This is a genomic window from Ruania halotolerans, from assembly GCF_021049285.1.
Lineage (GTDB): Bacteria > Actinomycetota > Actinomycetes > Actinomycetales > Beutenbergiaceae > Ruania > Ruania halotolerans.
Map to the genome: position 1 here is coordinate 3,956,432 of NZ_CP088017.1, position 21,007 is coordinate 3,977,438.

A 21,007-nucleotide genomic window follows, 5' to 3' on the forward strand; every position below is an offset into this window, starting at 1 on the left:
CCTGGGCTCAGGCGCCCACTGCTTGAAGAAGGAGAATCCCGCGTGGTGTCGACGTCCCGTCTGGCCAAGGTCCGAGCCCGGCTCGACCTGCCGACGGTCCGGCGCGCCGCGGGGTTGCTCGAGGGCCGGCACCGCTCGATCTACTCCGGTCACGGCCAGGACTTCGACGAGATGGCCGAGTACCACATGGGAGACGACGTCTCCGATATCGACTGGAAGGCCAGCGCCTCATACGGCGAACCGGTGATCCGCCGATTCGTGCGGGACTCCAACCTCGCCATGGTGGTAGCCGTGGACACCGGGCGGAACATGGCCGCGACAGCACCGGACGGCGGCTCCAAGTCAGAGATCGCGCAGTTCGCCGCCGAGATCGTGTGCTACCTCGCCCGCTCTCGGGGGGACACAGTGGCACTGGTGGCCGGGGATGCCGAGCGCGTGGTGCAGATCCCGGCACGCGGGGGCACCGAGCACATGGAAATGTTGTTGCGCCGGATCGAGAGCATGTTCGAGGTGGACGCCCCGGCAAGCGATCTGAACCGGGTGCTGGACCGTGTGCTCACCTGGTTCAACCGCCGCTCCCTGGTGGTGCTGATCACCGATGAGGCGCGCCCGCGCCCGGAACACGAGCTCAGCCTGAAGCGCTTGCGGACCAGGCACGAGGTGATGGTGGTGCAGGTGGGTGACGCTGTGCCGACCACCTTCGGGGACCGGCCCATCGACGATGTGGACCGGCACCTCGACATTCCTGAGTACATGCGATCGCACAAGGCGCTCGATTCCGAGGCACGCGCCGCTGCCGAACGTCGCCGTCAGGACGTGGCCGCCATGCTGAGGCGTCAGGGCGTCGAGGGCGTGACGGCGAACAGCGAGGACGAGCTCATCGACCGGCTGATCGATCTGCTCAGGAGGCAACGTCGTGTTCGCCGTTGACCTCGTCGCCGGCCCGCTGCAGGGCGGGATCGGCCTGCCCGTCGGCGCCGCACCGATCAACGATCCGGTCGCCCCGGCGGCCTACTCGGCCTGGGTGTGGGTGGTGGGCCTGGTGCTGCTCGCGCTCATCGGCGCCTGGTACTGGTTCGTGTTCTACAACACCCGCAAGCGTCCAGCCGAGGATGATGCCGGCAGCAGGGACCGGTATGCCACGTTGCGCACCACGATGCTCAGCCAGGTCGATGCTGCCGAAGAGCGGTATCGCGAAGGTGAATCCGACCTGCGCACGCTGCACCTCGATCTGAACCACATCATGCGGGAGTTCGCGAACGGGCGGATGAAGATGGACACCAGCTCCCTGACCGTGCGGGAGATCGCACGCTTGGAGGGCACCGACCGGCTCGTGAACCTGCTCGCCGAGTACGAGGAGCCGGCGTTCGCCTCCGATTCCGACGCCGAGGCGCTCGCTGCCACGGAGAGCGCGCGGGCGGTGGTCCGCGAATGGTGAGCAGCATCCTCCTGCACCCGTGGGCTCTCTGGGTCGTGCTCGCGGCCGTGGTGGCGGCCCTCGTGCTGGGATGGTTCGCCCGCTCGGCGAAGCAGGAGCGGCGTCAGGTCACCTGGGTGGCGAATGCCGGTTACCTACCGGAACTGCCATCCTTCAAATCACGCCTGTCCCGGTATCGCGTGTTCCTGCTGTGCCTGGCCGTGGTGCTGTTCGGATCCTCGATCGCTACGGGATTCCTGGTCGCGCGGCCGGTGGACCGGGAGGTGCGTTCGGAGGAGCTCGCCACGCGGGACATCGTGCTCTGCCTGGACGTCTCCGGATCGATGATCGAGTACGACACCGAGATCGTGCAGCGATTCCTCGAGCTGCTGCCGAGCTTCCACGGTGAGCGCATCGCGCTGTCCATCTACAACTCCACCTCGCGCACGGTGTTCCCGCTCACAGATGACTACACCCTCGTGGAAGAGCAACTGACCGAAGCGGCCGATGCCCTCGATTTCGACGTGGACTCCCTCGAGGACTTCTCCTACGACACGGCCGCACTGGACCGGCTCCTCCAGTTCCTCGCCGGTACCGAGGGCCTCGGGCAGGACGCCTCCTCCCTCGTGGGCGATGGTCTGGCCACGTGCGGCCTGGCCTTCGACCTGGAGGACGAGGAACGGTCCCGCTCGATCATCATGGCCACAGACAACGAGGTGTTCGGCGAACCCCTGTACACGCTGCCGGAGGCAGCCGAACTCGTGGCCGAACGGGATATCACCCTGCACGGCTTCTATGCCGGGGCGGTCACCGCCGACTCCGCGGCCCAGGAGAAGGAGTACCGGGACGCCGTCGAGGAACAGGGTGGGCTCTTCTACGCCAGCGATGACCCCGACGCGGTCTCGGGGATCGTGGACGAGATCTCCGCCCAGCAGGCGGCCGAACTGGATGCGGACGCTGAGGTGATCATCACCGATCGGCCGGAAGAATACTTCGCCTGGCTGATGGGTCTGATCGGCGTCTACCTCCTCGCCGTCTGGAGGCTGCGCGCATGACCCTGCGGATGATGTGGCCCCTATGGCTCACCCTGATCGTCTTCCTCCCCTTGCTCGTGCTCGCCGTGTGGAAGATCCGGACCACGCATGGTGAACGCCGTCGGGACTGGTTGCGCCGCGGCGCGATCGTGCTCGCCACAGCGATCATCGCGCTCACTCCGGCGATCCCGCGCACGCTCGAGGAGTCGTTGATCTCGAACGTGGAGATGTACTTCGTGGTGGACCGCACCGGATCGATGGCGGCGGAGGATTATGACGGCGATCGTGCCCGCCTGGAGGGCGTGCAGGCCGATCTGGTGGCACTCACCCAGGCGATGCCTGCCGCCCGGTACAGCATCCTCGCGTTCGACTCCCAGACCACGTCCCAGCTGCCGTTGACCACGGACTCGCGGGCCGTGCGCGCCTGGGCGGATACGGTGAAGCAGGAGATCACCGCGTATTCGGCCGGGTCCTCGATCGACCGGCCGCTGGAGGCACTCACCGAGACGCTCAATGGAGCTGCGGAGCGCAACCCGGAGAATGTGCGCCTCGTGTTCATCTTCTCCGATGGCGAGAACACCAATGGGTCCGACTCCCAGGCGGGTGGCGACTTCGCCTCATTCGCCGATCTCGAGCCGCTGGTCGATGGCGGCGCCGTGCTCGGATACGGCACGGCCGAGGGTGGGAACATGCGCTCCTACGACGGCACGAGTGAGACCGGTTTCGGCACCGACGCCCCCTACATCACCGATGAGAACGGCGAACCGGGCGTCTCGCAGATCGATGAGACGAATCTGCGCACACTCGCCGACCAGCTCGGCATCGACTACACGCACCGCATCACCGAGGACCCGGTGGACCAGCTGGTTGAGGGAGTCGATGTGCAGGAGATCGCGAGCGACGGCCGCCGTGACCTGACCACCTATGAGGACGTCTATTGGCCGTTCGCCATAGTGCTCGGGCTGTTGCTCGCGTGGGAGGCGTGGGACCTCACCCGTGAAGTGCCGAAGTCCGGCCGCAAGCGGCCGAAGAGGGATGACGGCGAACCGGCACGAGAACCGGTCGGCGCCGGCCATGGAGGCGTCCAATGAGCACAGCAGACCTGCTTCCCCCACCCGGCCGGTTCCGCAGCACGGCCGAGATCCGGGATGCACAATTCCACGAGAAGCTCGCCAAACGGCGCCGGTTGATGCTGCTCTGGTCGGCTCCGGTGGTGGCGATCGCGGCGCTCGCTGCGGTGAAGCTGCTCAGCGCCGTGCTGATCAACCTGGCCGGGACCAGTGCCTATGACAACGCCAATCACGTGACCGCGGCCGACCGGTTCGCGTCCCTGGAGTACGTGAACTGGGTGGAGCCGTGGAAGGCGCACTTCAACCAGGGCACGGCGGTCTACGCCACTGGTGACTTCTTCAACGCGACTCAGGATCTCGACGTGGCACTGGGCCTGGTCCCCACCGCCCCGGAAGAAGAGCCACGCGGGGCGGACGAGTGCATGGTCCGCACCAACTACTCCCTCGCGCTCGAAGGTCTCGGCGACGAGGCATCCATCGCCGGCGACTTCGCGATGGCCGCGAACCGCTACGACGAAGCGCAGGCGATGCTCGCAGACTGCGGTGAGTCCGGCGGGAATGGCGGCGAGGAAGCCCAGGAGGCCGAGGAGCGCCAGCAGGAGAGCCAGGAACAGAACCAGGAACAGCAGGAAGAACAGGAACAGCAAGAGCAGGAGGGCGAGAACGGCGGGGAAAGCGAATCGCCCACCGAGGGCGAGAACGGCGGGGAGAGCGAATCACCCACCGAGGGCGAGTCCGGGGGCGAAAGCGAATCACCCACCGACGGCGAATCCGGCGGGGAGAGCGAATCACCCACCGACGGCGAATCCGGGGGCGAAAGCGAATCACCCACCGAGTCACAGGATCCCCGGCAGTCCGAGCTCGAGGAGCGAAACCAGGAGGCCCAGGAATCGCGCGAGGCCTCCGAGCAGGAGTCCGGTGGGGGCAACGGTTCCGGGCAGAACTGGTAGAGCGCCTGCTTCCCGCAACACCGAGCGCCTCCCCCATCACTGCACACCACCCCATCACTGCATCCCGCTCGCTCACCTCACCTCTCTTCACCTCACAGAGGACCTGCCTTCACGTCACACAGGAAATCCTGTGGACGGCGGCCATAAGGTGATCGGGTGAACTACGTCTTCGACACCGTGAACCTGCATGACGACTCCGCTGCGGCCGTGGCTCGCCGCGACGCGTGGTTCGGCTCAGTCGCTCAAGCGTTTCATGAGCCGCGGCCGGCCCCGGAGCAGATCCAGCACATGGTCACCAGCGCTCGGACCGACGGCGCAATCTGCCGGGGCGCGTGGCTTCCCGACGGGGAGTTCGGCGCCGGACCTGCGCCCGTGGCCACATTCATCAGCTTCGACAAGACCATCAACGTCGGTCACGAGCTGCTCCCGGTGCGGATGATCAGTGATGTCACGGCGAGCCCAGCGCACCGGCGCCGGGGGCTGGTGCGCACGCTGATGGAGGCCGATCTGACCGATGCGGCCACGAACGGAGTGGCGCTGGCAGCTCTGACGGCATCCGAGGCGACGATCTATGGACGGTGGGGGTTCGGTCCGGCCACGTTCGTGCGCAAGTTCGAACTCGAGACGGGCCCGCGGTTCGGGCTGCGTTCGTTCACCGACCCGGGACGGATGGAGCTGATCGAGCCTGCTGTGGCGTGGCCACACATCAGCAGCGTCTTCGAGGCATTCCACCGTGCACGGCGTGGATCGATTGAACGCCCCTCCTTCTACGAAATCCTGCACACCGGTGCCTTTGACTTCTCCGAGGGTGGTCCGGCGAAGAAGCTGCGGTGCGCCGTGCACCTGGACGCCGACGGGACCGTGGACGGCTTCGTGCTCTACGAGTTCGACGGCAGCGACCGCGAGAAGCCCACGATCAAGGTGAACGAGATGCTCGCCTTGAATGCCACCACTCAGCTTGCCCTGTGGGACTTCCTCGCCCACATCGACCTCTCGAACCGGGTGATCTGGCGATTCGCGGATCCGGCGGACCCGCTGCCTTGGGCTCTGACCGATATCAACGCCCTCACTATCAGCGCCGACCGCGAGTTCGTCTGGCTCCGCGTGCTCGATGTGGAACGCGTGCTCAGCGCACGCCCATGGGCAGCCAACGGGCGAGTCGTCCTCGATGTCGAGGATGCCCAAGGTCACGCCGCCGGCACCTACGCCATCGAGAGCGATGACGGCCGCGCCGTGGTCACGCGATCAACCGAGAAGCCCGAGCTCACGGTGACCGCCGAGACACTGGCCGTCCTGTGCCTGGGCACCGCCCCGGTGACCACCCTCGCGGCCGCAGGCCGCGTGAGCGGCGCACCGGACGCCGTCGGGCGCCTCGCTGCCATGGCCGACCTACCCGACCGCCCGTACACGACGACATTCTTCTGATCCGACTTCCGGCACGATCGGCGGGGAGCGCTCCCCATCGACGCCCCCGCGGCGCTCTCCTAATCTGACGCCTGAAGAGAGCGGAGGGGCAAGTGGGCATCACCATTCCAGGCGAGCTGGACTATGTGCTCGACCTGCTCGGCTACGAGTGGCCGAACGTGGACGAGGACGCGATCAGTGAAGCAGCCGTCCTGGTGCGGGGGCTACGGGACGATCTGCAGGGCACGCTGGACGATCTGGACAGCAGGATCAACAGCGAGCTGACCGAGGCATTCACCTCCAGGGCTGCGTCGGCCTACATCGACGCCTGGACGGACAACCGCACCCAGAACATGGACCAGATGCTGGAGCTGCTGCCCACCGTGGCAGACGGTGTCGACATCTTCGCCAACGTCGTCCTAGCCCTGAAGATGAAGGTCATCGCGGAACTAACCATCACCGCCGCACAGCTGGCTGCCGCAGCCGCAAGTGCGGTCGTCACCGGTGGCCTCAGCCTCGCCGCGAATGCAGCCATCATCGCCGCCCGCAAGAAGGCGCTGGACATCGCCACCGACATCGCCGTCGAGGAGCTGGTGGGCCAGATCCTGGTGATGGTGATCGAACCGCTCACTGAGACCGCGGCCGGGCTCGCCGAGGCCGTACTCGCCGCCCCACTGACCACCGCAGGCAATGAGACACCCACGTTCGACGTCAGCTTCGACTTGATGGAGGAGCTCGCCGACGCGATCGGTGACTGCGGGGACGAACAGGCCGAGCTCATCGAGAACTTCGTCGCGCAGGTCCTGGGCCTGCCGATCTTCGCGTCGTAGGAGGCACACATGTCGATGGCACGGCACATGGACGAGGTGATTGAGGCGCTCGGGACCGGGTCGCGCCGAATCGCTCGTGCGCTGGATGGTCGGAGCAAGCTGCAGCGCCAGGAGATCCTCGACAACATCCGCAGGATCCGGGACCGCGACACCGACCTGGCCCAGCGCAGCTCCCCTCAGGACCTGCCCGCACCGAACGGCGATCAGGCGCGGCGCCTGGCCGACCTGGAGGCGCAGGGACTCCTCTCCCGCAACACCGACGGCACGTACCGGATGAGTGAACCTGAGTCGCCCGACCCCTTCACCCGGAACCCCGATCACGATGCGGGTGAGTTCGCCGACCAGCTGGCCATGCAGCAGAACGGACTCAATCGCCTCTCGATCCGCGAGTACCTGGACAATCGGGCGAACTACGACCGGCACGGACGGCAGGACGAGAGCCTGCAGAGCTTGTACCGGGACGAACTCCGGCGCGCCGGGTACGACGTGAAGGGCATGGCCGTGCTCCATGGGCCGGACCAGATCGCCGGCGGGCATCCGTATCGCGTCGACGGGCTGGGCGACTCCGGGGTGAACAGCTCATTCGGCGCACAGTGGAAGGACCGTGCCCGCGACCTGCAGACGGCGATCGAAGCGGCCACCGCCGGGATACCGTCGGATCTCCTTCCCCAGGTCCGAGTGAACGTGACGCTCCCGACCGTCTGACCTAGTCTGTGCCCTTGGAGGATCTACATGCCCACGTTCACCCTCGACCCTGCGGTCGACCGCTTCCTTGATGCTCTGCTGGGACTGGACCCTGACCAGTGGTCGCAGGTCAACGCCACCAGCGTGAGCACGTTCCGTGACTGGCGCCCCTTCCTGAAGACGGTGGAGAAGTCTCGCTCGGCCTCCGAACGTGCCGCGCTCGACAAGCACACCGACGCGAGGATGAACCTCCGACTCGGCGAGATCGAGGATCAACACGACCTCAACTTCGCCAGCATGATGGCGTCGGTGCGGCGCGGTGCCTACGCGCTGCAGAAACGGGAGAAGATCGGCCCGGACGCTGTCCGGGAGTGGTGGAGCGTCCAGTTCGAGCCGGTGGGTATCCGCTTCGACGAGATGATCGAGAAGGACTGATGGTCGCCTTCAACCAGTTCTCCCCGCACGCTCCGATCGCCGCGGAGACGATCGACAGCTTCGCCGATCGCGCACCCGAAGGCGCCGTCCAGATGTGGCGAACCTACGGAGCCGGCGCGGTGGGCGCCGACCAATTCATCCGCGTGATCGACCCCGCTCGCGGTCGGCAGATGTTGGACGGTTCGGTCCCGCTTCCGGAGACTGTGGTCCCGATGTTTACCACGGGTCTGGGCGATGTGGTGATGTGGGCGCAGAGCATGTACCTGCTCTACACCTTCCGCTGGGGCACCCTGCAGTTCACTCGCGATCTCTCGCTCGACCGCCTGACCGAGTTGATGCAGGATCCTGCCGTCCTCGACGAGGACTTCCAGCGTCAGCCGTATCCGCTGGCCGTCACCCGGCAGGGCACGCCGGCGCACGAAGAGTGCTTCGGTTTTGTCCCACTGCTTGCCCTGGGCGGCCCGAACAAGGCCGGCAACCTGCAGAAGATGGGCCTGTACGAGCACATCGCCGTGATCACCCAGCTGGCCGGAGCCCCGAAGCCGATCGGCTACCTGTTCGAGAACGAGTAACGGCCACGCCGACACAACCTCCAGGCGCCGACACAATGAGCACCATGTGTCCGCGCGCGGAAGGTGTGTCCGTTCTGGCGCAGTGGCGCCGCGTGGGCAGTGACCATCCCTCCGCGGGCGGACGGTGTGTCGGGTCCTAGAGCACGAGGGGTCTGCGGGTGCGCGGGACTCCTGCGCGAAGAAGCCTTGCTCCCAGTGGCGCGCGCTGCCAGGCGGCCTGCCAGTCCCAGCGCACAAGGATCGGCACCACCTCGCGCACCTCGTCCTCCCGGTGCTTCTCGGCGATCACTCGATCTGCCGAGTCGGCGCCGCGATACTTGCTCTCCCCATCTGCTTCGCCCCCGATGCGTTCGTCCGGCCACAGGTAGTCGATGAAGCACTCACTCCCGGATGCGAGCACCAGGCGCGCCTGCTTGATCGGCTGCTTGAGGCCGAAGGCTTCGATCGCGATGTCGCTGACGGTCTCGAGCGTCGATTCGGTCTGGGTGTTGACCCGGCGCAGCACCTGCCGAGCCGGGCGCGAACCTTGATAGGGCATCAGCCGCTCGTGCTCGCGCCAGAGCGCCTCGGGGGTGGTGAGCGGCGGCTGGCGACTGTAGTGCGAGACGAAGCACGCCGCATTCGCAGCGGCCATGGCCGGCAGCAGTGGTGCACGGCGGGCAACCTGGATGAGGGAGTACTCCACCGCCGTGACCGCTACACCGCTGACCATCGTGGTCGGCACCTCCGCGCGCCGCGCGAGGGTCACCACGCCGGGCCGGCGGGTCCCGTGTGGGCGATCGGCGAGCACAAAGACGTCCGAGGGCCAGAGGCCGACGATCGGGAGGCCGAGAATCGCGAGCGCTGAGTGCCCGGTGAAAATCGGGTTCTTCATCCGCTGGGCCGCGGCGAGCACTCGCAATCGATAGCGCTTGGCGCGTCGTTCGGGATCTGTCGGTGCCTCGAGCGCGGTGGCCGGAGCATAGGCACCGCGTGCGACACGGATCAGGGCGCCCGCCTGATGGGCACTGATGAGGCGGGCGACCGAGCCGACCTCGTCGGCCTGTCCGAAGGTGATCAGCTCCTGCCCCGTGCTACGCAGCAGCTGCTGCCACCGGCGCGCCTGCGCGGCCCTCGACTCGTCCATCCGCTCAGCACAGCAGGATCCTGCAACGTGAGCGCCGCGCGCCGGGGGAGCTGTGGACGGCGGTGCATCGCGCACACCGCACGTGGACACAACGTCCACGCACCGACACAGGCAGGTACCTGTGTCCGCACACGAAAGGTATGTCCGCGCGCGAAAGGTATGTCCGCGCGCGAAAGGTATGTCCGCGCGCGACGGGCCATCGACGCGGGGTTGCCCTCCGCATCCCTGTGCGCTAACTTATCGATTATCGATATTAACGACCATCGATAAGGAGCGAATGATGGACAGGACATCTCGCGGACTCAGCCGGTGGGACCGGTACGCACTGATCGTCGTCGCACCCGTGGCCGCAGCGATCGCCGCTGCAGCGTTCGTGGCAGCGATCCTCATCGCGGTCGAGGCCGCCACCGCCGCCAGCTTGCGGATCAGCGGGTTCGATCTCGGGAATGCCGCCTCACCCGAGTTCCTCACCCCCTTCGCGAGTGTCACCGACGCGCGCTATGAGGACGTCACCCTGACCCTGACAGACCCACCTGCGACGGTGCGTTGGCTGTTCGGAGCGGCCGGGTTCTTTCATCAGCTGACCACGATCGGCGTGGCCGGATCGGTGGGATGGCTCGCCTGGCGCACCATCTCCGGCCGCCCGTTCGTGCGCTCGGCGACGATCGCCGTCATGGCTGCCGCGATCGCCGTCCTGGCCGGCGGCGCATTCGGAGACCTCCTTGAGGGCATCACGCGCGCCGAAGTGATCGACACCCTGGGTGCGGGATCGCTCGCCGAGGGCACCGCTGAAGGATTCCGTCTCATCCTGTTCGAGTCCACCCTCGGATCATTCGGCTGGGGCATCGCACTGGCCGTCGTCGCACAGATGCTGCAGATCGGCGAGCGCATGCAGAAAGACACCGAGGGGCTCGTATGACCCCGCGCAGCGCCAACGAGGCCGAACCCGCACTGATTCACTGCCGTCTGGACGAGCTGCTCAGCGAACGTGGAATGACGCTCACCCAGCTCGCCGAGCAGGTCGGGGTGAGCCTGGTGAACCTCTCCGTGCTCAAGAACGACCGCGCGAAGGCGATCCGCTACAGCACCCTGGCAGCGATCTGCGACGCCCTGGAGTGCGACGTGGGTGACCTGCTCGTTCGGGCCTAGCCCCAGACCAGACCCTGGCTCGGCTCCTCCATCACCCGGGCCACATCGTGCAGCACCCGGGAGGCGAGCTCACCATCGACCAGCCGGTGATCGACCGAGAGCGCGAGCTGACTGACCCAGCGCTTCTTGATCTTTCCCTTGTGCACCCACGGACGCTCGGCGATCGCACCGAAGGCGAGGATCGCCGACTCCCCCGGGTTCAGGATCGGGGTGCCGGTGTCGATCCCGAAGATCCCCACATTCGTGATCGTCACCGTGCCATCGGCCATCTCCGCGGGCTGGGTCTTCCCGGCCCGCGCCGTACTGGTCAGATCGGCGATCGCCTCCGCCAGCTCGTGCATCGAGAGCCGGTGCGCGTCCTTGATGTTCGGCACCATCAGCCCGCGCGGGGTCGCGGCCGCGATGCCGAGGTTGATGTAGTGCTTGTAGACGATCTCCTGCGTCTCATCGTCCCAGGCAGCACTGATCATCGGCCGCTGCCGGATCGCCAGGATGAGCGCCTTCGCTGCTACCAGCAGCGGAGTCACCCGCACATCGGCAAAGTCGCGGTCGGCCTTGAGCCGCTCCACCAGGCGCATCGTCTTGGTCACGTCCACGGTCACGAAGACGGTCACGTGCGGTGCGGTGAACGCCGAGGCCACCATCGCCTCCGCCGTCCGCGCCCGCACGCTGCGCACCGGCACCCGGGTCTGCCGCCCGTCCGCTGAGACCGTGCCGCCGTCCAGCCAGGGCCGGTCGTCGCCCTCGTTCTTCACGAGCTTCTCCGGTGCGGATCGTTCGGCGGCGGAAAGGACATCCGCACGCGTGACGATCCCGCCCGGGCCTGTCCCCGGCACACGACCCAGCTCGATCCCGAGGTCCTTGGCGAGCTTACGCACCGGCGGTTTGGCCAGCACGTGCACGGCAGGCCGTTCTGAGCGACCGGCAGGAGCAGCTGCCGACGGCGCAGCCTCAGCAGAGGGCTGCGGCGCCGGTGCGGGCGGTTCTGCCTGAGGTTCGGCCGGGGCCGCCTCTGGAGGTACGGCGGCGGCCCTGCGGGGCCGCCGCGTCCCGGCCGCATGTTTGGTGCCGTACCCCACCAGCACCCCGCCGCTGGTCTCCTCCTCGTTCGCACCGGCCGACGGCGCCGCCTCGCCCGAGGCCCCCTCCTCGCCAGGCGAGGAGGCCTGAGCATCGGAGGGGCCGCCGTCGGCGGTGGCTGAAGCGCCCGTGGGGGCATCGGCGCTGGCCCGCGCTCCCTCGGGATCGGTATCGATGGTGATGATCGGGGTACCGACCTCCACTGTGTCACCGACTGAGGCGAGCAGTTCAGCAACGACTCCCGCGTGCGGGCTCGGCAGTTCGACCAGGCTCTTCGCCGTCTCGATCTCGACGATCTCCTGGTTCACCGTGACGGCATCGCCGACGGCGACCCGCCACTCGACGATGTCGGCCTCGGTAAGTCCTTCACCGACGTCGGGAAGGCGGAACTGCACGTACTGCGGCATGGCTGGTTCGTCTCCTCGGGTGTCAGTGTGAGAGCACCGTATCGACTGCGTGCAGCACGCGGTCGAGGTTCGGCAGGTACTCCTCCTCGATCTTCGAGACCGGGTACGGCGTGTGGAACCCACCCACGCGCAACACCGGTGCTTCCAGATGGTAGAAGCACTCCTCGGTGATTCGCGCGGCGATCTCACCCCCGGCACCCAGGAAGGTGGGGGCCTCGTGCACCACGACCAGGCGACCGGTGCGGCGCACCGAGGCAGCGATGGTGGGGAAGTCGATCGGGGAGACCGCCCGCAGGTCGATCACCTCGAGGCTGATGCCGTCTGCCTCGGCAGCGGCCGCTGCGCGCAGCGCCGTGGCCACCGCCGGGCCGTACGCCACCACGGTGACGTCGGTGCCTGGCCGGGCCACGCGCGCTGTGTTCAGCCCGTCCCCGCCTCCTATCGCCGAATCGGTGGCGGAGACGTCCACCTCGGCCTTGTCCCAGTAGCGCGCCTTCGGCTCGAAGAACAGCACCGGATCCGGTGAGGCGATTGCCTGCTGGATCATCGTGAAGGCGTCGGCCGGCGTGGCCGGGGTGATCACTCGCAGGCCTGGGGTGTGCGCGAACAGCACCTCCGGGGACTCGGAGTGGTGTTCCACCGCACCGATCCCGCCACCGTACGGAACCCGGATCACCACGGGCACGTGGACGGCGCCACGGGAGCGGTAGTGCATCTTGGCCAGCTGGGTGGTGATCTGGTTGAAGGCAGGGAAGATGAACCCGTCGAACTGGATCTCGCACACCGGGCGATAGCCGGCCACAGCCAGGCCGATCGCAGTGCCGACGATCCCGGATTCCGCGAGCGGGGTGTCCACCACACGCTCGGATCCGAAGTCCTTCTGCAGACCGTCGGTCACGCGGAACACCCCACCGAGTGGGCCGATGTCCTCCCCCATGAGCATGACCTTGGGGTCGCGCTCCATGGCGCGGCGCAGTCCGAGGTTGATCGCCTTGCCGAGCGTGATGCGCTCGGTGCTGCTCTCGACGGTGGTGCTCATGCTGACGCCTCCTCGGTGGCGAAACCCTCTTCATACTCGGCCAGCCACGCCCGATCCGCGCTGACCTGAGGATTCTCGCTCGCGTAGACGTGCTCGAACATCCGCTCCGTGCCCGGTGCGGCAATGGCCCGGCAGTACTCACGGATCTCGGCGCCGAACTGTTCCGTCTCGGCCTCCAGCTCCGTGAAGAACTGCTCGCTCTCCCCTTCACGCACCAGCAAGGCATGCAGCCTGTCGATCGGATCCCGGCGCCGCCACATCTCCTCCTCGGCGCGAGTGCGGTACTTCGTCGGGTCATCGGAGGTGGTGTGCGCGCCCATCCGGTAGGTGACCGCTTCGATGAACGTGGGACCCCCACCGGAGCGGGCACGCTCGAGCGCCTCGAGCATCACGGCGTGGCTGGCCAGCACGTCGTTGCCATCCACCCGGACCGAGGGCACGCCGAAACCTCGCCCGCGGTGGAACAGCGGCACCCGGCTCTGCTGCTGCGCGGGTTCGGAGATTGCCCATTGATTGTTCTGGCAGAAGAACACCACGGGCGCATCGTTGACGGCGGCGAATGTCAGGGCCTCGTTCACGTCGCCCTGCGCCGTGGCGCCGTCGCCGAAGTAGGCCACGGCGGCTCGATCGCGATCGGGGTTCCCCGTGCCGACATCACCGTCGCGCTGGATCCCCATCGCGTACCCGGTGGCGTGCAGCGTGTGCGCACCGATCACCAGGGTGTACAGGTGGAAGTTGTGTTCTGCGGGGTCCCAGCCCCCGTGGTCCTCTCCGCGGAACAGGTGCAGCGTCTTGCGCAGATCGACTCCGCGGGTCCACGCAACGCCAAGCTCGCGATAGGAGGGAAACACGTAGTCTCGGACGCCGAGCGCACGCCCGGATCCGACCTGCGCGGCCTCCTGGCCAAGACACGGCGGCCATAGGCCGAGTTCACCGTGGCGTTGCAGCGACGTGGCCTCGGTGTCGAAACGACGAACCATCACCATGTCTCGGTAGAGACTCTGGAGTGCCTCGGTATCCAGGTGATCGACCCGGGCCGAGTAACTCTCGTGATGCACACGCTCACCATCGGGGGTGAGCAGCTGGATGAGATCATCATCCGGTCCTCCGACTGGGGTGGTGTCCCCGTCTGCGTCGGGTGTGAACACAGGCGAACTCCTTCGTGTGGGAATGGCGGACCACGCGCTACAACCTACGTCAGCGTAGGCTACGCGAGCGTAGGTTCAAACGAGAGGTCAGCCATCAGATCGGAACGGCGACTTTGTAGAGAACCTCCAAAACTCGGCGACGACGGCGGCGACGAGCGGTACGTACCGCCAGACAGAACGCCGCATCGGTGCGGCACCACTCAGCGTCTCACCTTGTGGACACATCCGCTACGGCGACGCGCATGCATTGTCGCTAGACGGCGAATCGAATGAGCGGAAGCTGAGTTCGCGGCGCGAAGCCAAGGCGATCGGCGAACAGGGATCTCATGTGGGATTCTGGCGCCCACCGACTGCACTCCTGGCCGCAATAATCCACCGATTCTCGCCCGGAGTTCATCACCCTTTCGAGCGTCGTGATCAGATCGTGACCCTCGAGTCCACTCCATTCGCTTGACTTCGAGTCTCGAACTCAAGAGAGTGTGAACCGCTCGATCACGACGGCGTCGTCGACGGTGTCCCACATCTCGTCGCCACCGCCACTGATGGAGCACCTGCCGAATCTCTGAGTCCGGCGCCACCGATGGCGTCGTCGACGGTTCGGCGTGACGATCCAACGGAGCGAAGGAGCCCACATGCGCAAGTACGGATTGGTGGCACTCGGCACGGCGGGCTTGCTCGCCCTGTCGGCGTGCGCAGGCGAAGGAGCCGGCAGCGGCGACGGTGGTGGTGATGACGCCGGGAGCCAGGCTCCCGAAGACATCCTGGTCGGCGTCTCGATGCCCACCCAGACCTCAGAACGCTGGATCGCCGACGGTGAGGCGGTCGAATCCGGGCTCACCGACGCCGGGTACGAGGTGGACCTGCAGTTCGCCAATGACGACATCCCCACGCAGTCCCAGCAGATCGACCAGATGATCACCACCGGAGCCGACCTGTTGATCATCGGCGCCATCGACGGCACCGCACTGAGCAGCCAGCTCGAGGCAGCCGCCGCGGCGAACATCCCGGTGATCTCCTACGACCGGCTCATCCGGGACAGCGAGCACGTGGACTTCTACGTCACCTTCGACAACTATCAGGTGGGCGTCCAGCAGGCCACCTCGCTGCTGGTGGGCCTGGGTCTGCTGAACGAGGACGGCAGTGAGGGCGATGCCGAGGGTCCGTTCAACATCGAGCTGTTCGCCGGTTCGCTGGACGACAACAATGCGCACTTCTTCTGGGATGGTGCGATCGAGACGCTGCAGCCCTATCTGGATGACGGCACGCTGACCGTCCCCTCAGGGCAGACCGATATCGAGCAGGCGGCAACGCTACGGTGGCAGCAGGAGACTGCCCAGAAGCGCATGGAAGATCTGCTCACCGCCGCCTACAGTGACGGCACCGAGCTGCACGGGGTGCTTTCTCCCTATGACGGTCTCTCCCGCGGCATCATCACCGCTCTGCAGGGAGTCGGGATGGGGCCCTCGATCGACGAGGGGCTGCCCATCGTGACCGGTCAGGACGCAGAGATCGCCTCGGTGGCGTTGATCGACCAGGGTGTGCAGTTCGCCACCATCTTCAAGGACACCCGCAAACTGGCCGAGCAGGCCGTGGTCAGCGGTGAGGCCTTCCTCGCCGGCGAGGAGCCGGAAGCGAATGACACCGAGACCTATGACAACGGTGTGCAGATCGTGCCCTCGTATCTGCTGGATTCGGACATCGTCTACGCCGACAACATCGAGTCACTGCTGATCGACTCCGGTTACTGGACCGCCGACGAGGTCGCCTCGGGCGTGGCCGAGTAGTTCACCGAGCGTTGACACCAACCCCGGGGTGCGCCGCTTCCGAGCGACGCACCCCGGGCTCTGACCCCAAGGAGGTCGGCATGGCCCTCCCCATCCTCGAGATGAGGGACATCACGAAGACGTTCCCCGGCGTGAAGGCGCTCGCGAACGTCACCCTCACCGTGACGGACGGCGAGATCCACGCCATCTGTGGCGAGAACGGCGCCGGCAAGTCCACCCTGATGAAGGTGCTTTCGGGCGTCTACCCGCACGGCACCTACGAGGGTGAGATCGTGCTGGACGGCGAGCCGGTGGAATTCGGGTCGATCAATGACTCCGAGTCCCGCGGCATCGTCATCATCCATCAGGAGCTCGCCCTCATCCCCCACCTCACCGTGGCGGAGAACATCTTCCTCGGCAACGAACGGCGCGGCACCGGCGGTCTGATCGACTGGAACCGCACCAATTCCGAGGCCGCTGACCTCCTGCACCAGGTGGGCCTGCACGAGAACCCCACCACGCCGATCCATCAGCTCGGCGTGGGCAAGCAGCAGCTCATCGAGATCGCGAAGGCGCTCTCCAAGGATGTGCGACTGCTCATCCTGGACGAGCCCACCGCCGCGTTGAACGACAACGACTCCGCGCACCTGCTGGACCTGCTCCGAGCACTCCGCGAGCGCGGCATCACCTCGATCATGATCTCGCACAAACTGAACGAGATCGCCGACATCGCCGACCGGACCACGATCATCCGGGACGGACTCACGATCGAGACCATCGATATGGCCGATCCGGACTCCACCCAGGAACGGATCATCCGCGGCATGGTGGGCCGCGACCTCTCCCACCGGTATCCCACGCGTGAGCACCAGATCGGCGACGAGATCTTCCGCATCGACAACTGGACTGTGGAGCACCCCACCCAGCACGGCCGCCACGTGGTGGAAGACGCCACACTGAACGTGCGTGCTGGAGAAGTGGTGGGGATCGCCGGCCTGATGGGTGCCGGGCGCACCGAGCTCGCAATGAGCGTGTTCGGGCGCACCTACGGTCGGTACGTGAGCGGCCAGGTCACCTTGCACGGCGCACCCATTTCGACGGCGACCGTGGCACAGGCCATTCGCGCCGGGATCGCGTACGCCACCGAGGATCGCAAGGTGTACGGGCTCAACCTCATCGATGATGTGCGCCGCAACATCTCCGCTGCGGGTCTGCATCAGCTCGCCACGCGCGGGTGGGTGAACGGCAATGCCGAGTTGCAGGTGGCGCAGGAGTACCGCGCGAACATGAACATCAAAACACCCCACGTGCTGACCACCGTCGGTCAGCTCTCGGGCGGGAACCAGCAGAAGGTCGTGCTGAGCAAGTGGATCTACACCGATCCGGACGTCCTTATCCTCGACGAACCCACTCGCGGGATCGACGTGGGCGCGAAGTTCGAGATTTACACCATCATCAATGCGATGGTCGCGGCCGGGAAGGCGGTCATCGTGATCTCCTCCGAGCTGCCCGAGTTGCTCGGGATCTGCGATCGCATCTACACATTGGCCTTCGGCCGCATCACCGGTGAGGTCCCGGTGGCCGAGGCCAGTCAGGAGCAGCTCATGCACCTGATGACCATGGAAAGGGAGCTCGTGTCATGACTCAGGTCGCCAACATCTGGGAGCTCGCCTCCCGCAACCTGCGCCAGAGCGGCATCGTGCTGGCGTTCGCGGCCATCGTGCTGCTCTTCACCCTGCTGAACCCCACGTTCCTCTCCCCCGGGAACCTCACCAACATCGTGCTGCAGTACTCCTACATCCTGATCCTCGCGATCGGGATGGTGATCGTGATCATCGGCGGCCACATCGATCTCTCCGTGGGATCCCTCGTGGCACTGACCGGGGCCGTGGCCGCGGTGCTGGTGATCCGCGGTGGAGTGCCGTGGTGGGTGGGCGTCCTGGCGGCCATCGCCGTGGGCCTGCTCGCCGGTGCATGGCAGGGATTCTGGGTGGCCTACGTGGGCATTCCGGCGTTCATCGTGACCCTTGCGGGCATGCTGCTCTTCCGCGGACTCGCCTGGCTGGTGCTGGACAACATCTCCCTCTCCCCGTTCGGCGGCGCCTACTACCAGATCGCCAACGGCTTCCAGAACGGCCTGCTCGGCGGGGCAGGCTTCGACGTGTTCACCCTGGTGATCTTCGCGATCGGCGTGGCCGGGTACGCGGTGAGCCAGTGGCGCGCCCGCCTCGCGAAGCTGCGCTACCAGCAGGTGGTCGAGTCGATGCCGTTGTTCGTGGCGAAGATCGTCCTGGTGGGCGCAGTGGTGATGTGGTTCGCCTGGCAACTCGCGCAGAGCCGCGGTCTGCCGAATGTGCTGATCCTGCTCGCCGTGCTGGTGATCGCCTATGCGATCCTCACCCAGCGGTCGGTGTTCGGCCGGCACGTCTACGCCATCGGGGGCAATCTGCACGCCGCCCAGCTCTCCGGTGTGCGGGTGAAGAAGGTCAACTTCTGGATCTTCGTGAACATGGGCTTCCTCGCCGCGATCGCCGGTGTGGTGTTCTCCGCGCGGATGAATGGCGCCCAGCCGAGCGCCGGTGAAATGTTCGAACTCGACGCGATCGCTGCCTGCTTCATCGGTGGCGCCGCTGTCACCGGTGGTGTCGGCCGCGTGACGGGCGCCATCGTCGGCGGTCTGATCATGGCCGTGATGAGCAACGGCATGCAGCTGATGGGCGTGGACCAGTCGGTGCAGTTGGTCGTCAAGGGCCTCGTGCTACTGCTCGCCGTGGCCTTCGATGTGTGGAACAAGAAGCGCGCGGGCATCGCACGATGACCGCCAAGGTGCCCTCCGCCGTCGGGAACCTCGAGGTTCTCGACGGCGGGCGGCACGCGGGCGGACACTAGACTCGCGCCGTGAGCCCTTTGCCGGCGGGATCGCAGACCTCGTTGCGGGAGGCCAACACCGCCCTCATCGTCAACGCGGTCAAGCAGTACGGTGGGCTCACCCAGGTGGAGCTCACCGGGGCCACGGGCCTGTCCGCGGCCACCGTTTCCACGATCGTCAAGGAACTCACCCGCACCGGCGCCGTCGATACCCGGCCCACGTCCCGCAGCGGCCGGCGGGCCCAGATGGTCACTCTCGCCCGGCGCACCGGCCTGGCGGCCGGGGTGGTGGTGGGCCATCGCACGCTGCGTGTGCTCCTCGGGGACTTCGCGCACGTCGTGGTGGCGGACCGCTCCATGCCGCTGCCGCCGGAGCATCCGATGGACACCGTGCTGGACCGGATCGCGCTGCTCGTGGTGGACATGCTCGAACTCGTCGGTTCCGAACTGGAGGAACTCGCCGGGATCGGGATCGGCCTGCCTGCCCCGGTGGATGCCTCCACCGGCATGCTCTCCGTACGCGGCATCCTGCGCGGCTGGGACTCCGAGCACATCGGTGACGTGATGGGCAAGCGCCTCGGCCGGCCCGTCTACGTGGAGAACGATGCCAACCTCGGTGCGCTCGCGGAAGCCACGCTCGGGCATGCGCGTGAGTATGCGGACAGCGTGTATGTACGCGCTTCGCATGGCACCGGCGCGGGCATCATGCTCGGCGGCCGGCTGCACCGCGGGTACGGCGGCACGGCCGGGGAGATCGGCCATGTCCAGGTGAATCAGCTGGGCCAGATCTGCCGGTGCGGGCGGCGCGGCTGCCTGGACACGGTCGTGGGGGCGGAGGCACTGACGGCGTCACTGCAGATCAGTCACGGCCGGCTCACCTTCCGTGATCTGATCGTCCGGGCCTCCGACGGCGATCTTGGCTGCGCGCGTGTGGTCACCGATGCGGGGCGCACCGTGGGCCGGGTGCTCGCCGGCCTGTGCCAGGCCGTGAACCCGCAGATGGTGACCGTGGGCGGTGAGCTGGCCGAATGCGGGGATCTGTTCCTGCAGCCGCTACGGGAGGCCCTGCACGAACACGCACTGCCCAATCAGGTGGCGCCGATGGAGGTGCACCTGGCCCGTCTCGGCGCCGATGCCGAGCCGATGGGCGCGCTGCTGCACGTCCTGCAGTCCACCGATCTCACCGGGCAGCTGGATCCGGCCAGAGGGGAACGATGATGACCACCCCGCCTTCCGCAGGTATCGACAACGTGCCGCTCCTTGCCGCGCACGGGGTCACGAAGCGCTTCCGTGCCGTGGAGGCACTGGTGGACGTCACCTTCGAGGTGCACCGCCGGGAGGTCGTGGGCCTGGTGGGTGACAATGCCGCCGGGAAATCGACCCTCGCGAAGATCATCGCCGGTGCACTCCAGCCCACGGCCGGGTTGATCGAGATCGATGGTGCAGGGGTGCAGATTCCGTCCCCCTCGGCGGCCCACCAGCTCGGCATCGCCACCGTGTTCCAGGATCTCGCCCTCTGCGAGAACCTGGACGTGACGGCGAATCTCTTCCTGGGACGTGAACTGGCCGGTTCGGGGCTGATGCACGAGGGCCGGATGGAGCAGCTCACCCGCTCCCTGCTGCGGGACCTGCGCGCGACGATCCCCTCCGCTCGCACGCCATTGCATCAGCTCTCCGGCGGCCAGCGCCAGGCCGTGGCGATCGCACGCACCCTGATCGGCGAACCGCGCCTGGTGGTGCTGGACGAGCCGACGGCGGCGCTGTCGGTGGCGCAGACGGCCGAGGTCCTCACGCTGATCGAACGCCTGCGCGAACTCGGGCTCGGCGTGATCTTCATCAGCCATAACCTCAACGATGTGCGCGCCGTGTGCGACAGGATCGAAGTGCTGCGGCACGGTCGGAACAACGGCACCTTCTCCGGTGGGTCGGTACAGCAATCGGACCTGATCGCCGCCATCACCGGAGCACCCGGATACGGGCCCACCGCACCCTGAGCGCCGCCCACACGCCCCGGCCACACCTCCCACCCCT

General features: G+C 66.9%; 21 protein-coding genes. 17 read left to right on the top strand and 4 right to left on the bottom strand.

The features are described from left to right. Nucleotides 1-45: 45 nt before the first annotated feature. The 10 genes from LQF10_RS17895 (at nucleotide 46) to LQF10_RS17940 (ending at nucleotide 8,396) form a co-directional block, all read left to right on the top strand. Nucleotides 46-930, top strand: coding sequence for a DUF58 domain-containing protein (locus LQF10_RS17895; RefSeq protein WP_231065165.1), 885 nt, complete (start codon nucleotides 46-48; stop codon nucleotides 928-930). Beyond that, a complete protein-coding gene (locus LQF10_RS17900) occupies nucleotides 917-1,438 on the top strand; it encodes a hypothetical protein (RefSeq protein WP_231065166.1) in 522 nt (173 codons plus the stop codon). The genes LQF10_RS17895 and LQF10_RS17900 overlap by 14 nt, the downstream gene beginning before the upstream one ends. After that, a complete protein-coding gene (locus LQF10_RS17905) occupies nucleotides 1,435-2,472 on the top strand; it encodes a vWA domain-containing protein (protein WP_231065167.1) in 1,038 nt (345 codons plus the stop codon). Before LQF10_RS17900 ends, LQF10_RS17905 begins: the two co-directional genes overlap by 4 nt. Continuing rightward, a complete protein-coding gene (locus LQF10_RS17910) occupies nucleotides 2,469-3,542 on the top strand; it encodes a vWA domain-containing protein (RefSeq protein WP_231065168.1) in 1,074 nt (357 codons plus the stop codon). Before LQF10_RS17905 ends, LQF10_RS17910 begins: the two co-directional genes overlap by 4 nt. After that, nucleotides 3,539-4,471, top strand: coding sequence for a hypothetical protein (locus LQF10_RS17915; protein WP_231065169.1), 933 nt, complete (start codon nucleotides 3,539-3,541; stop codon nucleotides 4,469-4,471). Before LQF10_RS17910 ends, LQF10_RS17915 begins: the two co-directional genes overlap by 4 nt. Before the next feature lie 156 nt (nucleotides 4,472-4,627). Beyond that, nucleotides 4,628-5,896, top strand: a complete 1,269-nt coding sequence (locus LQF10_RS17920; RefSeq protein WP_231065170.1) for a GNAT family N-acetyltransferase — start codon at nucleotides 4,628-4,630, stop codon at nucleotides 5,894-5,896. 92 nt (nucleotides 5,897-5,988) lie between these two features. Next, complete coding sequence (locus LQF10_RS17925) at nucleotides 5,989-6,705, top strand: WXG100 family type VII secretion target (protein WP_231065171.1); 717 nt, start codon at nucleotides 5,989-5,991, stop codon at nucleotides 6,703-6,705. Between the two features lie 9 nt (nucleotides 6,706-6,714). Then, nucleotides 6,715-7,410 (top strand): polymorphic toxin type 15 domain-containing protein, encoded by a 696-nt coding sequence (locus LQF10_RS17930; protein WP_231065172.1) that lies wholly within the window; start codon nucleotides 6,715-6,717, stop codon nucleotides 7,408-7,410. A 27-nt stretch (nucleotides 7,411-7,437) separates the two neighbouring features. Next, nucleotides 7,438-7,824: a hypothetical protein gene (locus tag LQF10_RS17935; protein WP_231065173.1), complete on the top strand. Its 387-nt coding sequence runs from the start codon at nucleotides 7,438-7,440 to the stop codon at nucleotides 7,822-7,824. Continuing rightward, nucleotides 7,824-8,396, top strand: a complete 573-nt coding sequence (locus tag LQF10_RS17940; RefSeq protein ID WP_231065174.1) for a T6SS immunity protein Tdi1 domain-containing protein — start codon at nucleotides 7,824-7,826, stop codon at nucleotides 8,394-8,396. Before LQF10_RS17935 ends, LQF10_RS17940 begins: the two co-directional genes overlap by 1 nt. A gap of 136 nt (nucleotides 8,397-8,532) precedes the next feature. On the opposite strand, the gene LQF10_RS17945 is transcribed toward LQF10_RS17940, so the two are convergent. Continuing rightward, nucleotides 8,533-9,522, bottom strand: coding sequence for a hypothetical protein (locus LQF10_RS17945; RefSeq protein ID WP_231065175.1), 990 nt, complete (start codon nucleotides 9,520-9,522; stop codon nucleotides 8,533-8,535). Nucleotides 9,523-9,802: 280 nt separating this feature from the next. Here LQF10_RS17945 and LQF10_RS17950 point away from each other — a divergent pair, with 280 nt between their 5' ends. Together LQF10_RS17950 and LQF10_RS17955 are read left to right on the top strand one after the other, a co-directional pair. Continuing rightward, the gene (locus LQF10_RS17950) at nucleotides 9,803-10,441 is read left to right on the top strand and encodes a hypothetical protein (RefSeq protein WP_231065176.1); all 639 of its coding nucleotides are present in this window, start codon (nucleotides 9,803-9,805) and stop codon (nucleotides 10,439-10,441) included. Then, complete coding sequence (locus LQF10_RS17955) at nucleotides 10,438-10,671, top strand: helix-turn-helix domain-containing protein (RefSeq protein WP_231065177.1); 234 nt, start codon at nucleotides 10,438-10,440, stop codon at nucleotides 10,669-10,671. Before LQF10_RS17950 ends, LQF10_RS17955 begins: the two co-directional genes overlap by 4 nt. Here LQF10_RS17955 and LQF10_RS17960 read toward each other — a convergent pair. Genes LQF10_RS17960 through pdhA form a run of 3 tightly spaced genes read right to left on the bottom strand, consistent with a single transcriptional unit; the run spans nucleotide 10,668 to nucleotide 14,345 of the window. Continuing rightward, on the bottom strand, nucleotides 10,668-12,158 hold the full coding sequence (locus tag LQF10_RS17960; protein WP_231065178.1) for a dihydrolipoamide acetyltransferase family protein: 1,491 nt from the start codon (nucleotides 12,156-12,158) through the stop codon (nucleotides 10,668-10,670). The two genes, LQF10_RS17955 and LQF10_RS17960, sit on opposite strands and share 4 nt — an antisense overlap. 22 nt (nucleotides 12,159-12,180) lie before the next feature. Further along, complete coding sequence (locus LQF10_RS17965) at nucleotides 12,181-13,197, bottom strand: alpha-ketoacid dehydrogenase subunit beta (protein WP_231065179.1); 1,017 nt, start codon at nucleotides 13,195-13,197, stop codon at nucleotides 12,181-12,183. Then, nucleotides 13,194-14,345, bottom strand: a complete 1,152-nt coding sequence (pdhA, locus tag LQF10_RS17970; protein ID WP_231065180.1) for a pyruvate dehydrogenase (acetyl-transferring) E1 component subunit alpha — start codon at nucleotides 14,343-14,345, stop codon at nucleotides 13,194-13,196. Before pdhA ends, LQF10_RS17965 begins: the two co-directional genes overlap by 4 nt. Before the next feature lie 632 nt (nucleotides 14,346-14,977). On the opposite strand from pdhA, the gene chvE reads away from it, so the two are divergent. From chvE to LQF10_RS17995, 5 genes are all read left to right on the top strand, one after another. After that, the gene (gene chvE, locus LQF10_RS17975) at nucleotides 14,978-16,129 is read left to right on the top strand and encodes a multiple monosaccharide ABC transporter substrate-binding protein (protein WP_231065181.1); all 1,152 of its coding nucleotides are present in this window, start codon (nucleotides 14,978-14,980) and stop codon (nucleotides 16,127-16,129) included. A gap of 80 nt (nucleotides 16,130-16,209) precedes the next feature. After that, on the top strand, nucleotides 16,210-17,751 hold the full coding sequence (gene mmsA, locus LQF10_RS17980) for a multiple monosaccharide ABC transporter ATP-binding protein (protein ID WP_231065182.1): 1,542 nt from the start codon (nucleotides 16,210-16,212) through the stop codon (nucleotides 17,749-17,751). Next, entirely contained in the window at nucleotides 17,748-18,926 is a 1,179-nt protein-coding gene (mmsB, locus tag LQF10_RS17985) for a multiple monosaccharide ABC transporter permease (protein WP_231065183.1), read from the top strand. Before mmsA ends, mmsB begins: the two co-directional genes overlap by 4 nt. An 80-nt stretch (nucleotides 18,927-19,006) precedes the next feature. Continuing rightward, entirely contained in the window at nucleotides 19,007-20,194 is a 1,188-nt protein-coding gene (locus tag LQF10_RS17990; protein ID WP_231065184.1) for an ROK family transcriptional regulator, read from the top strand. Continuing rightward, entirely contained in the window at nucleotides 20,194-20,970 is a 777-nt protein-coding gene (locus tag LQF10_RS17995; RefSeq protein ID WP_231065185.1) for an ATP-binding cassette domain-containing protein, read from the top strand. The genes LQF10_RS17990 and LQF10_RS17995 overlap by 1 nt, the downstream gene beginning before the upstream one ends. Nucleotides 20,971-21,007 lie beyond the last annotated feature (37 nt).

Coding starts and splice junctions, on each gene's coding strand:
- LQF10_RS17910 (WP_231065168.1), top strand. CDS start 2,469: ATGACCCTGCGGATGATGTGGCCCCTATGGCTCACCCTGATCGTCTTC.
- LQF10_RS17915 (WP_231065169.1), top strand. CDS start 3,539: ATGAGCACAGCAGACCTGCTTCCCCCACCCGGCCGGTTCCGCAGCACG.
- LQF10_RS17930 (WP_231065172.1), top strand. CDS start 6,715: ATGTCGATGGCACGGCACATGGACGAGGTGATTGAGGCGCTCGGGACC.
- LQF10_RS17935 (WP_231065173.1), top strand. CDS start 7,438: ATGCCCACGTTCACCCTCGACCCTGCGGTCGACCGCTTCCTTGATGCT.
- LQF10_RS17940 (WP_231065174.1), top strand. CDS start 7,824: ATGGTCGCCTTCAACCAGTTCTCCCCGCACGCTCCGATCGCCGCGGAG.
- LQF10_RS17945 (WP_231065175.1), bottom strand. CDS start 9,522: ATGGACGAGTCGAGGGCCGCGCAGGCGCGCCGGTGGCAGCAGCTGCTG.
- LQF10_RS17950 (WP_231065176.1), top strand. CDS start 9,803: ATGGACAGGACATCTCGCGGACTCAGCCGGTGGGACCGGTACGCACTG.
- LQF10_RS17955 (WP_231065177.1), top strand. CDS start 10,438: ATGACCCCGCGCAGCGCCAACGAGGCCGAACCCGCACTGATTCACTGC.
- LQF10_RS17960 (WP_231065178.1), bottom strand. CDS start 12,158: ATGCCGCAGTACGTGCAGTTCCGCCTTCCCGACGTCGGTGAAGGACTT.
- LQF10_RS17965 (WP_231065179.1), bottom strand. CDS start 13,197: ATGAGCACCACCGTCGAGAGCAGCACCGAGCGCATCACGCTCGGCAAG.
- chvE (WP_231065181.1), top strand. CDS start 14,978: ATGCGCAAGTACGGATTGGTGGCACTCGGCACGGCGGGCTTGCTCGCC.
- mmsA (WP_231065182.1), top strand. CDS start 16,210: ATGGCCCTCCCCATCCTCGAGATGAGGGACATCACGAAGACGTTCCCC.
- mmsB (WP_231065183.1), top strand. CDS start 17,748: ATGACTCAGGTCGCCAACATCTGGGAGCTCGCCTCCCGCAACCTGCGC.
- LQF10_RS17995 (WP_231065185.1), top strand. CDS start 20,194: ATGACCACCCCGCCTTCCGCAGGTATCGACAACGTGCCGCTCCTTGCC.